The 13,114-nt window shown below is 40.0% G+C and carries 13 protein-coding genes; 7 read left to right on the forward strand and 6 right to left on the reverse strand.

Going from position 1 to position 13,114, the window contains the following annotated elements; translation table 11 throughout:
- Nucleotides 1-55: 55 nt before the first annotated feature.
- Nucleotides 56-892: an aminotransferase class IV gene (locus ACYVJ6_RS10315; RefSeq protein WP_460693979.1), complete on the reverse strand. Its 837-nt coding sequence runs from the start codon at nucleotides 890-892 to the stop codon at nucleotides 56-58.
- Nucleotides 893-897: 5 nt separating this feature from the next.
- Nucleotides 898-1,953 (reverse strand): RluA family pseudouridine synthase, encoded by a 1,056-nt coding sequence (locus ACYVJ6_RS10320; RefSeq protein WP_460693980.1) that lies wholly within the window; start codon nucleotides 1,951-1,953, stop codon nucleotides 898-900.
- Nucleotides 1,954-2,072: 119 nt separating this feature from the next.
- Here ACYVJ6_RS10320 and ACYVJ6_RS10325 point away from each other — a divergent pair, with 119 nt between their 5' ends.
- The 3 genes from ACYVJ6_RS10325 (at nucleotide 2,073) to ACYVJ6_RS10335 (ending at nucleotide 4,712) form a co-directional block, all read left to right on the forward strand.
- Nucleotides 2,073-3,140, forward strand: a complete 1,068-nt coding sequence (locus ACYVJ6_RS10325) for a DUF6588 family protein (RefSeq protein ID WP_460693981.1) — start codon at nucleotides 2,073-2,075, stop codon at nucleotides 3,138-3,140.
- A gap of 7 nt (nucleotides 3,141-3,147) precedes the next feature.
- Entirely contained in the window at nucleotides 3,148-4,035 is an 888-nt protein-coding gene (locus tag ACYVJ6_RS10330; protein WP_460693982.1) for a 1-aminocyclopropane-1-carboxylate deaminase/D-cysteine desulfhydrase, read from the forward strand.
- A 239-nt stretch (nucleotides 4,036-4,274) separates the two neighbouring features.
- Nucleotides 4,275-4,712, forward strand: a complete 438-nt coding sequence (locus ACYVJ6_RS10335) for a hypothetical protein (protein ID WP_460693983.1) — start codon at nucleotides 4,275-4,277, stop codon at nucleotides 4,710-4,712.
- On the opposite strand, the gene bshB1 is transcribed toward ACYVJ6_RS10335, so the two are convergent.
- The 3 genes from bshB1 to ACYVJ6_RS10350 are packed head-to-tail and all read right to left on the reverse strand — an operon-like array spanning nucleotide 4,707 to nucleotide 6,510.
- On the reverse strand, nucleotides 4,707-5,429 hold the full coding sequence (gene bshB1 / locus ACYVJ6_RS10340; protein WP_460693984.1) for a bacillithiol biosynthesis deacetylase BshB1: 723 nt from the start codon (nucleotides 5,427-5,429) through the stop codon (nucleotides 4,707-4,709). The genes ACYVJ6_RS10335 and bshB1 overlap by 6 nt on opposite strands.
- 5 nt (nucleotides 5,430-5,434) lie before the next feature.
- Nucleotides 5,435-5,935 carry a glutathione peroxidase gene (locus ACYVJ6_RS10345; RefSeq protein WP_460693985.1) on the reverse strand — a complete coding sequence of 167 codons (501 nt, stop codon included), beginning with the start codon at nucleotides 5,933-5,935 and terminating at the stop codon, nucleotides 5,435-5,437.
- 2 nt (nucleotides 5,936-5,937) lie between these two features.
- Nucleotides 5,938-6,510: a DUF4294 domain-containing protein gene (locus tag ACYVJ6_RS10350; protein ID WP_460693986.1), complete on the reverse strand. Its 573-nt coding sequence runs from the start codon at nucleotides 6,508-6,510 to the stop codon at nucleotides 5,938-5,940.
- A 151-nt stretch (nucleotides 6,511-6,661) separates the two neighbouring features.
- Between ACYVJ6_RS10350 and ACYVJ6_RS10355 the strand changes: the two genes are divergently transcribed.
- The 4 genes from ACYVJ6_RS10355 to ACYVJ6_RS10370 all read left to right on the forward strand — a co-directional run bounded on the left by ACYVJ6_RS10355 (nucleotide 6,662) and on the right by ACYVJ6_RS10370 (nucleotide 12,168).
- Nucleotides 6,662-8,884: a RelA/SpoT family protein gene (locus ACYVJ6_RS10355; protein ID WP_460693987.1), complete on the forward strand. Its 2,223-nt coding sequence runs from the start codon at nucleotides 6,662-6,664 to the stop codon at nucleotides 8,882-8,884.
- 112 nt (nucleotides 8,885-8,996) lie between these two features.
- Nucleotides 8,997-9,464 (forward strand): Fur family transcriptional regulator, encoded by a 468-nt coding sequence (locus ACYVJ6_RS10360; RefSeq protein WP_460693988.1) that lies wholly within the window; start codon nucleotides 8,997-8,999, stop codon nucleotides 9,462-9,464.
- Between the two features lie 33 nt (nucleotides 9,465-9,497).
- Complete coding sequence (locus tag ACYVJ6_RS10365; protein WP_460693989.1) at nucleotides 9,498-10,775, forward strand: adenylosuccinate synthase; 1,278 nt, start codon at nucleotides 9,498-9,500, stop codon at nucleotides 10,773-10,775.
- 130 nt (nucleotides 10,776-10,905) lie between these two features.
- Nucleotides 10,906-12,168, forward strand: a complete 1,263-nt coding sequence (locus tag ACYVJ6_RS10370; protein WP_460693990.1) for an anthranilate synthase component I family protein — start codon at nucleotides 10,906-10,908, stop codon at nucleotides 12,166-12,168.
- 99 nt (nucleotides 12,169-12,267) lie between these two features.
- Here ACYVJ6_RS10370 and ACYVJ6_RS10375 read toward each other — a convergent pair whose 3' ends face one another.
- Nucleotides 12,268-13,068, reverse strand: a complete 801-nt coding sequence (locus ACYVJ6_RS10375) for a M48 family metallopeptidase (protein ID WP_460693991.1) — start codon at nucleotides 13,066-13,068, stop codon at nucleotides 12,268-12,270.
- Nucleotides 13,069-13,114 lie beyond the last annotated feature (46 nt).

Raw genomic sequence — 13,114 nt, forward strand, 5'->3', positions numbered from 1 at the left:
GTATTTAATTGGTTATATACCAAAGATATACAAACAATTTAAGATGACAAGAAAATTAAATCTTATTCAACTCCTCCATCAAAACCTTACTTATTTTGTTGAAGTAACGCCGCACACCGAAGCCCATAACGCATTGTATACCCCGGCTGGCGTTGGTTATAAATACCTCATCAGCTTCGTATAATATATCAGGGTTGATCTGGGCTTCAATAACCGGGATATTTATTTTTTTAGCCAGGTCAATAACCACCTGGCGCATTACACCTTCTACACAGCCTTCGCTTAGTGCCGGCGTGTATAAATGGCTTTGATAGTAAACAAAAACATTGGCACTGCTGGCCTCGCATAAAAAGCCATTTTGGTTCAGCAAAAAAACTTCGTCTAAATTATTTTGCGTTTTATATAAACCCGCCATTACATAGGTTAGCGAGTTACAGGTTTTTATGTTCGACAGGAAATTACAAGGCTTGGGCACCTCGGTATAAATATCAACTATCAGGCCTTTCTCATTTAAAAAATAGCGGGGCTCATCGGTTGGTACTATCTCTAAGTAGTAACCCATAGCATTAGTAGTTGGCGCATAAAAACCCGCCGCATCGCGGTAAACGGTTAACCGTAAACGCCCGTGTTTAGCTTTATTTCGCAGGGCCAACTGCTCGGCCATATCCCGTAAAAAGTAAACATCCATTTGCGAGTAGCTATCAATCTTTAGGGCCTTCATACCCCGCTGTAACCTATCGGCATGTAAATCGGCAAACATCAGCTTGCCTTTAAACAGGCGCATACTTTCAAACAAACCATCGCCATACTTAAATGCGCGGTTAGCTACCGTTAGTAATTTACTATCAGCAGGAACTATTTGCCCGTTAAAGTTGATGAGATTTAATGCCATTTTACTTAAACGCTAAGTTCATCATTTTGGGTTGCACTTGCACCAATATATTTGCGCCATTTTTGTAAAACGTCTGCAAAATCTTGTGGTAAAGGCGCTTCAAATAAAATATTTTTTTTGAGCGTAGGGTGCAAAAATCCCAGCGATTGCGCATGCAGCGCCTGGCGGGGCATAATTTCAAAACAGTTTTCAATAAACTGCTTGTACTTGCTAAATACCGTGCCTTTTAAAATTTTATCGCCACCATAAGTAGCATCGCTAAAAAGCGGATGGCCAATATGTTTCATGTGCGCGCGTATTTGATGTGTGCGGCCGGTTTCAAGCTGGCACTCAATTAGGGTTACATAATTTAACCGCTCTAAAACTTTATAGTGGGTTACAGACCATTTTCCCTTTTCAGGGTCATCATAAATAGCCATCACCCGCCTGTCGTTCACGCTGCGGCCAATATAACCCGTAACGGTTCCATCCTGCTCCAGATCGCCCCAAACCAGGGCTATGTATTTACGTTGAATAGTGTGCTCAAAAAATTGCCTGGCCAGCCAGGTCATGGAGCGTTCGTTTTTACTGATCAATAATAAGCCCGAAGTATCCTTATCAATACGATGGACCAAACCAGGGCGGCCATCATTACCGGGTAAAGTAGGCAATTGCCGAAAATGGTATACCAGCGCGTTAACCAGGGTACCCGTATAATTATTATAACCCGGATGCACCACCATACCTGCCGCTTTATTTACCACCAGCACATCATCATCCTCGTAAACAATATCAATGGGTAAGTTTTCGGGATATACTTCTGTATCGCGTGGCGGATGGGGTAACACAACGGATATTACATCCAAAGGTTTTACTTTATAGCTCGCTTTAATTACCTTTTCATTAACCAACACATTACCCAGTTCAATAGCGTTTTGGATGCGGTTACGCGAAGCATTTTCAACCCGGTGCATTAAAAACTTATCTATACGCAGTAATGATTGACCTTTGTCAACCACTACACGTAAGTGCTCATACAGGTCCTGTTCGTCAGATTCTAAAAGTTCGGCATCATGGGTCATCAACGCAAAAGTAATGGTTTTTACAGGCTAAAACGTTGATAATATTGCAGTAATTATAGCATAATATTGAAATATGATTAATATGTACTATTTTTATCATTCAATCTTAAACACAAAACATGAAAAAACTTTACTTCCTAATTACTTTAGTAATTTTATCTGCTGCGACATTCAAGGCAAATGCGCAGGATGATGGTATTAATGATTTATTTACAGGTAACGCTGCCGATGTAAACAAATTATTAAATGCTTACACTGCCCCCTTATTTAAAGGCTTTGGCAATAGCTTAAACGGTGGCTGGACCAATACCGCAAGAACCTTAGGCCCACTAAAATTTAACATCAGGGTAAGTGCTACTGTTAGTATGATAGCCGACAAGGATAAATCATACAACCTTAATTCATTAGGATTACAATACATTAAACCTACCGGCTCACCAATTGCACCAACCTTTGGTGGCGACGAAAACCTTAAAACTGGTATCGTAATTTCTGACCCATCAGATCCAAACAACCCTTTAAAAAAATATAGTACTACATTACCTGGAGGTGTTACCCAATATGTACCTGCACCACAAATACAGTTGACTGTGGGCCTTATTAAAAACACTGATGTTACTTTACGTTTAATACCAACTACCAAAATTACTGATGATGTGGGTTCGGTAGGTATGTTTGGTTTGGGTGTAAAACATAGCATTTCGCAATACTTTGGTAAAGCAGAAAAAATTGTACCATTTGATTTAGCCCTTGCTGTAGGTTATACCCGTTTAACTTATAAAAAACCATTAGAAGTTAGACCAGAAACAAATAACGGCGGTGTAAGCGGTAACACAGATTATAGCACACAAGCTTTAGAAGGTAATTTTAGCGGCTGGAACGCACAAGTAATCCTTTCTAAAAAGTTAGCCTTCTTTACACCATTTGTTTCTTTGGGTTACTTAACCAGCAAAACTGATGTAGGCTTAAAAGGAAACTACCCATTTGTTACAGGTGTAGACAATACCGGTCGTCCTATATACACTACTACTGCTAACCCTATCAACATAAGCGGCCCTGCTGCCCAAACTAACGGTATGCGTGCTGATGTTGGTTTCCAAATGAGTTTGTTCTTCCTGAAAATATACGGTTCATATAGCTTTGCCGAGTACAAATCTGCTAACGCGGGTATTGGTTTAGGCTTCTAATAGCTTAATGGATATTGAATTAGATTTTTTAAGCCCTGTTCATCAAATTAACGACAAATTATTTGACGAGCAGGGCTTAACTGTTTTTATTAAGCGCGATGACCTGATACACCCCATTATATCAGGCAATAAATGGCGCAAATTAAAATACATCCTTAAAAAAGCACAAGCCGCAAATAAAAGCCACCTAATAACCTTTGGCGGTGCTTACTCCAATCATTTATTGGCAACTGCCGCAGCCGCGGCAAAATTTGGCTTTAAAGCTACAGGGATTGTGCGAGGTGAAGAAGTAGAAAACGACACCCTTTTTTTATGCCGGTTACATGGCATGAATTTAATTTTTGTTGATCGTGACAGCTATCGGGATAACCAGGCTCTGTTTAAAAAACACTTTGGTGACGACGCAGCAGCCTTTTTTATTGATGAAGGCGGAGCATCAGCTGAAGGAGCTAAAGGCTGCAGTGAATTGGTAACTGAGTTAACCCAACAGTATGATCATATATTTTGCGCCTGCGGTACAGGAACAACGGCTGCGGGCATAATTAACGGTATACACAAACATAACTACCCTGCCGTATTTAACGCCGTACCCGTGCTAAAAAATGGTGGTTTTATTAAAGACGAAATTAATACTCTTTTAGTAACCCCCGCCGCTTATCAATTACATACCGATTACCACTTTGGGGGTTATGGCAAAACTACACCCGAGCTAATTACCTTTATCAAAAATTTCATAGCCACCACCGGGATATTAATAGAACCGGTTTATACAGGTAAAATGTTATATGCCGTATACAATTTGGCGGCTAAACAATATTTTAAACCCGGGAGCCGCATTTTAGCCATTCATAGCGGTGGTATTTGGGGATTATTGGGTATGAAGGATAAGTTTTAGCAATTATACCCTTAGGTAATAATTGTTGTTATTCCATGCTTTTTTAATCAACACTTAAAATTGCTGCTTTTTATTTTATCGAAATTGTAATAATGTTGCTACAACTATTGGGAATTTATTATCAATTTTAAAGTATACATACAATATTCGTATGTTTAAGCGTTTCTCCCCCTAATTAATCTAAACGCACCTTTTTATCACAGGCTACCTTGCCGTATAATAACATCGCGGTTGTTACCATGAGTAAACAAATTGAAAAATTAAAAAAGCAGCTAATAGAGATCTCGGAAGTTGTTAATTCATTTAAATCTGAAGCAGTTCAGGTAAAAATTATTGATAAACTGTTTGATGCTATGTCTGAAACAGAAATTGGGGAAGGCGATGCTGAATTATTCAACGTAAGAACAAGCAAATCTTCCGCTTATAGAAATAGTCAACCTATTTTGGAGCGTAAAAAGCCCGGTGCAACCAAAGTTTTAAACCAATTATTGTCTACTGATTTTTTTAATGTACCGCAATCGATCTCATCCATAGCAGATTATTGCAAAGATAATTTTGATTCGGATTTTAAAACATCTGAATTATCAGGAATTTTATTAAAACTGACCAAAGAAAGCAAATTGCGCAGGGAAAGAAATAACGGTAATAACCGTTTTGAATACGTAAAAGCTTTATAACAAGCTAAACAAATTATCTACACCCAAAATTTTGCGGGAGGTAAATCCCTCGGCATATTTTACATGTATTACTTTGCCAAATTCACGGGCGCGCGCTTCAATTACCTGTATAAACTCAGGCGATGAAATATAGGTTTGTGGTTCATTCTCCCAATTAGGATTAAAAAACTGTGATCCAAAAGCCTGTATACTCTCTATCTTTTTATCCCAATAGTCTGTTACATCTATTAAAATATCAGGTTTTATATATTCGTCCTGTATAAAATGCAATAATAACTCGGGGCGCCATGGTTGTTGTACCTCGCCGTTAACTGATGTTTCAATTTTGCGCAGTCCGGATAAAAAGGCCGAGGCTTCAACCAAATCGCTGGCGCGGCCATGATCAGGGTGGCGGTCGTGGTAGGCATTGGTAATTATAATTTGAGGCTGATACTTGCGTATAGCCGCAATAACTTTTAACTGGTGCTCTTTATCATTTTGAAAAAAGCCATCAGGCAGGCCTAAATTTTCGCGCGCGGACAGCCCCAATATTTTTGCGGATGCAGCGGCTTCTTTATCACGTATTTCGGCAGAGCCACGTGTACCTAATTCGCCACGTGTTAAATCAACAATACCTACTTTTTTACCTAAGGCAATATGTTTTAAAATAGTACCGGCACACCCTAATTCGGCATCATCGGGATGAACGGACAGAACTAAAATATCTAATTTAAGCATGATGATTATTTATCGGCGGCTAGTAAACGTGTTATCTTTTTCCTGATTTTTGAAGACATGGGCTTAGTAAACGGATAAAAAAAATCAGTTACTATACCAGATCTGCTGATCAAAAATTTATGAAAGTTCCACCTGGGTACTGATGAGAGTACACCATTTTGCTTTTTATCTGCAAAAAACTGGTACAGGGAATCGGCATAAGGCCCCCTAACTCTTATCTTATCAAATATGGGAAAGTTGGCACCAAAATTTTCGCAAAATTGGGCTATTGCATTTCCCTCCAACGGCTCCTGGCCGCCAAAGTCATTTGAAGGGAATGCCAGTATCTCAAAATCACTGCCTGCAAATTCATTTTTTAATGCCACCAGTTCGTTAAACTGCGGTGTAAAACCACATTGCGAAGCGGTATTGACTATTAATAGCACCTTATTGGTATAGGCTGATAGGCTTATTTCGTCGCCGTTTAATTTTTGAACAATAAAACGGTAGATATTATTATCGATCATTATTAGTTATTATAAGAATCATAGCCTTCCTTTTGAAGAATATATTCAATATCGCGCTGTTCATCCCTGTCGTAAGTTTCTTTCAAATCGTGCCCGGCAATGCGGGCGATGGTTTGCAAAGCAAATGCTGTAAACCCACCTTTAAGCTCTTTAACCAGGGTATAGGTGGTATTATGCGTTTCACGATCAATTAACTTGATCAATACTTCTCCCTGGCTGATGGTTAAATTCTTCACATCCTTATTAAACATGTCTTTTATTTCTTTTTCACATGCTTTTACTAATTGCTTTTGCTTTTTCTTATCAGCGGTTAATGCCAGGTCGCGCTCTAATTGGCGGTATCTGTTACCTGCAAATTTGGCATAAGGAATTACCTTTTTCACATTATACCTTAAACGGTTATAGGCTTGCCTGTCGGCCTGGCTTCTAAAAATACGGGTATCGTATATATTAACATCTTCGGTAATTATCCATGGTATCTTAACACCATCAACAACAGCTATATAGGTTTTTATGGTATCATTTTTGCCAATTGTAAGTTCAGGAGGTTCTGTTTGGGCCCTAAGCGTTCCCAAAGTACAACAACAATACAATAACATTAAACCAATAAATTTCATAATTTTACTTATTGCAAAATTAACGCAATTTTTTGTTGCTTTTTATAATAACCTGCAATTTAAAACTTTATTGCAAGTTAATGATATTATACACGGTACTACTTAATACATGAAAAGTTTAGTGATAGATCTGGAAGAAGAAAAGAACGAAATATTAAAAAGGTATCGGGCTTTGTTACGTGCAAGTAAATCAACCCTGCAAAAAGGTGATAAACGCATGATACGCAAGGCATTTGACATGGCATTGGAAAGCCATAAAGACATGCGCCGTAAATCTGGCGAGCCTTATATATACCATCCCATTGCTGTAGCCCAAATTGCTGCCGAAGAAATAGGCTTAGGTACAACCTCAATTGTGTGTGCTTTATTACACGATGTGGTAGAAGATACCGATGTTACGCTTGAGGACATTGAAAACGAGTTTGGTAAAAAAGTAGCTAAAATTATTGATGGGCTAACCAAAATATCGGGCGTGTTTGATACCAATAGTTCGCTACAGGCCGAAAATTTTAGAAAAATGCTGCTTACCCTGGCCGATGATGTAAGGGTAATATTGATAAAGCTGGCAGACAGGTTGCACAATATGCGTACCATGGAGTTTATGCCGCGCGATAAGCAGCTCAAACTATCGTCAGAAACTGTTTACTTGTACGCACCATTAGCGCACCGTTTGGGTTTATATGCTATAAAATCTGAGTTGGAGGACCTGTCCATGAAATACATGGAGCGGGAAACTTACCAGTTCATAAAAAATAAGCTAAACGAGAAAAAAACCGAACGTGAAAAATTTATTCGCGACTTTGGCGAGCCGGTAAAAAAAGCTTTGCATGCACAGGATCTGGAAGCAGATATTTTTGGAAGGCCAAAATCAATACACTCTATCTGGAACAAGATGAAGAAAAAATCTATCCCTTTTGAAGAGGTATATGATCTTTTTGCCATCAGGGTAATTTTAGATAGCGCGCCTGAAAATGAAAAAGCAGATTGCTGGAAAGCGTACTCGATAGTTACAGACCTGTATCGCCCTAACCCAGACAGGTTGCGCGATTGGATATCATCGCCAAAGGCCAACGGTTACGAATCATTACACACCACCGTAATGGGGCCACGGGGGCAGTGGGTAGAGGTACAAATACGTACCACACGCATGAACGAGATAGCCGAAAAAGGCTTTGCCGCGCATTGGAAATATAAAGAATCATCAACCGACAGCGGTTTGGACCAATGGGTACAAAAAGTGCGCGACATGCTAAAAAATCCTGATGCTAACGCGCTGGAATTTTTGGATGATTTTAAAATGAACTTGTTTAGCGATGAGATATTCATTTTTACACCAAAAGGCGCGCTTATACAATTACCGCTAAATGCTACCGCGCTTGATTTTGCTTTTGAGATACATACCGACGTAGGTGCAAGCTGTATTGGTGCCAAGGTGAATCATAAGCTGGTTCCGCTAAGCTATAAACTGCAAAACGGCGACCAGGTAGAGATCATCACCTCGAGCAAGCAGGTACCTAAAGAGGATTGGTTGAGCTTTGTGGTTACTGCCAAAGCCAAGGCCAAAATAAAATCGGCCTTAAAAGAAGAGAGGCGTAAGATAGCCGAAGACGGGAAGGAAATTTTAGAGCGTAAGATGAAATCGTTAAAGATCACTTACAACTCCGAAAATTTACTCAAGTTAAGCTATTACTTTAAGCTGGCATCAACTCAGGAGCTGTTTTTCAATGTGGCCAAGGGCTTAATAGACATGAAGGACCTGAAAGAGTACCAGGCATCAGAAAAAGTAATTGAAAATAAGCCCCAGGATAAAATTGAGCAGGAACAGGTACAAAGCCTGCTACGCAATATCAAAGCTAAAGACAGCGACATGCTGCTTATTGGCGAGGATATGCAGAAGATTGACTATAAACTGGCTAACTGCTGCAACCCTATCCCCGGCGATGATGTTTTTGGGTTTGTAACCGTGAGCGATGGCATTAAAATACACCGCACCAACTGCCCTAATGCTGCTAAATTGATGGCCAATTATGGCTACCGTATAGTAAAAGCACGGTGGACCAACCAACAGGAACTGGCATTTTTAACCGGTATACGTATAACCGGTATTGATGATGTTGGATTAATAAACCAGATAACCACGGTAATATCCAACGATTTTAAAGTAAACATGCGCTCCATTACTGTGGATAGCGATAACGGTATTTTTGAGGGGTCAATAATGGTGTATGTGAACGATACAGAACACCTGGACAACCTGATCAAAAAATTAAAGATGGTAAAAGGCGTTACCGCGGTTAACCGGTTTGATTCTGATATTGAAAAAGCGTCTTGAGTTGGTGAGTAGTAAATAGTTGATAAGTGCGTAGTTGATATAACTCGATCAACCCAATAAACTATTCAACAAATCAACTTAAATACATAACTTTGAATATTAATAATACATTATGCCTCAACAGGACACCATAGGATTGGTAAAAAAAATATTTGAAGCTTACCTGGAAAATAAATCCCTTAGGAAAACGCCTGAGCGCTTCGCGATATTGGAAGAAATTTACTCAAGGAATGACCATTTTGATGTGGAATCGTTATATATCCACATGAAAAATAAAAAATACCGGGTTAGCCGTGCTACGGTATATAACACACTTGAATTGTTAGTATCATGCGACCTGGTTACCAAGCACCAGTTTGGTAAAAACATGGCCCAGTTTGAAAAATCATACGGCTATAAGCAGCATGACCATATTATTTGTATTGATTGCGGTAAAGTAGTTGAGTTTTGCGACCCACGCATACAACAAATACAAAGCATGATGGGCGACCTGCTGAAATTTGAGATCAAACACCACTCGTTGAATCTTTATGGCAATTGTGCAAAATTAAGAGAAGGGTATTGCGATAGAAAAATATAACTTTGCGCACTTGATCAAAGACTTGAATTTATAATGGCTGTTGACGTATTATTAGGCCTCCAGTGGGGCGATGAAGGTAAAGGAAAAATTGTTGATGTACTAAGCGCAGGTTATGACCTGATAGCCCGGTTCCAGGGAGGCCCGAATGCCGGCCACACTTTGGAGTTTGACGGGAAAAAATTTGTATTGAATACCATCCCTTCGGGTATATTTTTTCCAAACACACTTAACCTTATTGGTAACGGTGTGGTAATTGACCCTATTACTCTAAAAAGAGAAATTGATAAATTAAAAGATGCCGGGCATGACCTGTTAGCCAAAAAGAATTTGGTGATAGCTAAAAAAGCGCATTTAATATTACCTACCCACCAATTACTGGATGCCGCATCTGAAAAACGCATGGGCGACGGTAAAATTGGATCGACCTTAAAAGGTATTGGCCCAACTTATATGGATAAAACCGGGCGTAACGGTTTACGTATTGGTGATATTACCCTGCCTGATTTTAAAGAGCGTTACCAAAAACTGGTTGATAAGCATACTTCTATGCTGCAATCATTATACGGCGAAGTAGCAGATTTTAGCGAGCGCGAACAAGCATTTTTTGAAGCTATTGAGCTGATCAAAAAATTTGAATTGGTTGACTCTGAACATTTGGTTAACGGTTATATTAAACAAGGTAAAAAGGTTTTGGCCGAAGGCGCACAAGGTGCTATGCTTGATATTGATTTTGGCTCGTACCCTTTTGTTACTTCATCAAACACTACTGCTGCAGGTGCCTGCACAGGTTTAGGTATTGCTCCACGTCAAATTGGCGACGTAATAGGCATTTTTAAAGCATACTGTACACGCGTTGGTGGCGGCCCCTTCCCTACCGAATTAGAGGACGAAACAGGCGAAGAATTACGCCGTATAGGCCACGAATTTGGCGCGACGACAGGAAGGCCCCGCCGTACCGGATGGATCGATCTGCCGGCCTTAAAATACGCTATAATGCTTAATGGCGTTACCCAAATGGTAATGACCAAAGCTGATGTATTAAGCGGGTTTGATAAAATATATGCTTGTACCCATTACAACTACATGGGCGAAAAAATTGATTATATGCCTTATGATATTTGCTCGGTAGATGCTGTGCCGGTTTTAAAAGAAATTGACGGCTGGGCAGAAGATATTACAGGGATTACCAAATTAAATGAGATACCTGAAAAACTACAGTCATATATCGATTATTTAGAGCAGGAACTGGGTGTGCCAATTAAATGGCTATCAGTTGGCCCGGATAGAAAGCAAACCTTAGTGATGCACTAAAAACAAAACCGTCATTGCGAGGAACGAAGCAATCTCGAAGCTGAAAAGTCAAAAGAGGTTGCTTTTTTTATGAGTAATATTGCCACGCTACGCGCACAATGAGGCATAAATAATTTGTTATTTTTACCAAGTGATTAAACAGGTTGCCGATCCGCTTATATTCAAACAAAAAGCCTTAATATGGGCGGCTTCATTCAATGCGGTTTGTTATCTCGATTCCAACAATTTCAATGATCCTTACTCCAAATTTGATACCCTTATAGCCGCAGGAGTAAAGGATAGTATTGTTGCTAATGCAAATACAGCTTTTGATGCGTTGGCACAGTTTAAGGCTAACAACCCGGGTTGGTTAACAGGTTTTTTTAGCTATGATCTGAAGAATGAGATCGAGAAGCTCTCGTCTATCAATCCTGATCATCTGCATTTTCCCGACCTTTGCTTTTTTGCACCTGAATATTTGATATTGATAAACGGCAATGAAGTGGAAGTTATAGCTGATCATGCAGATGACATATTTAATACCATTGAACAGCAAAACTTATCTGCAAGCGAAGCAAATCATATTACCTTGCAATCGCGTTTAAGCAGGGACGAATATATATCCATTGTCAATAAAATTAAAGAGCATATAACCCGCGGCGATATTTATGTAACCAATTTTTGCCAGGAGTTTTTTGCTAACGCGACCATTAACCCGGTTGAAGTTTTTTTGCATTTAAATGAGATATCGCCAAACCCATTCGGCACATTTTTTAAATGGGAAGATAAGTATATTTTATGTGCATCGCCCGAGCGGTTTTTAGCCAAACGTGGCGATAAGTTGATATCTCAGCCAATTAAAGGCACAGCCAAACGTGGTGCTACAGAAGCTGAAGATGAGGTAATAAAACAAGAATTACGTAACCATGCCAAAGAATTGCAGGAAAACGTAATGATAGTTGACCTGGTGCGTAACGACCTTACCCGATCAGCCAAACAAGGAACCGTTAAAACTGAGGAGCTTTTTGGCATCCATAGCTTTAGCCAGGTACATCAAATGGTATCAACCATAGTATGCGAGCTACAGGAGGATATTTCGCCCGTACAAGCCATTAAAAACACCTTCCCGATGGGCAGCATGACGGGGGCCCCTAAAATTAGTTCTATGCAATTAATGGAGCAATACGAACATAGCAAACGAGGGGTTTACTCAGGCGCTATCGGGTATTTTAGCCCCGATGATGATTTTGATTTTAACGTGGTGATAAGAACATTACTATACAACCAGTCAGAAAAATACTTATCCTTCCACGTAGGCAGCGCCATTACCTATCACGCCGATGCTGAAAAGGAGTATGAGGAATGCCTTTTAAAGGCAAAAGCCATTATGGAAGTATTGGGTTACTACCAGTGAAGATATGATTGCGTTCTCTGTGGATTCTTAGTGCCCTCTGCGGTAACCTTACCACAAAGAACACCAAGAATGCACAAAGATCACTAAGTTTTAAACTTCTTATTTTTTATAGTATTTCATGGCCTCGGGTATAGCATTTTGTATAGCTGCTATACGGGTGGCATCCGCAGGGTGGGTGCTTAAAAACTCAGGTGGTGCGCCATTTTTATTTTGCGCGGCCATTCGTTGCCAAAATCCTATGGCTTCGTTAGGGTTATAACCGGCCATGGCCATAAACATCAATCCTAATCTATCGGCTTCTAACTCCTGTCCTCGTGAATAATGCAGCATGGCTAACTGTCCGCCAATGCCATATAGCGTTCCAAGTATTTGCTGGGTAGCAGCCGATTTATTCCCTGCAGCAGCACCTATCACACTACCTCCGGCTTGTGCCGCCAATTCCTGCGACATACGCTCGGCAGCGTGGCGGGCTATGGCGTGCGCGATCTCGTGCCCCATTACCGTAGCTAAACCTGCATCAGTTTGCGTAACGGGTAATATACCACTGTAAATAGCAACTTTACCGCCCGGCATACACCATGCGTTAAGTTCGGCACTTTGTATCAGGTTAAACTCCCATTTAAAATCATATTGGTTGGCATATCCATTTTGTTGCAGGTAACGCTCAATAACGGTTGCCAACTGGGCACCTACGTTTTTAACATGCTGGGCCTCGGTAGTACCGGTTACTACTTTGGTTTGCGGGCTTGATAATAATTGAGAATAACTTGCCGCCGCAGCTTGGTTAAGCTCGGCATCACTTACCAGGCTCAATTGCTTGCGTCCTGTTAAGGGTACTGTTGAGCAGGCATAAATGACCGAAACCATCAACAGTATTAATAAGGGTTTTAACGTTTTCATAGTATAAAAGGTATGTATGTTAATGAGTAATTATAACCTTAACACA

It is taken from the genome of Mucilaginibacter puniceus, assembly GCF_054783175.1.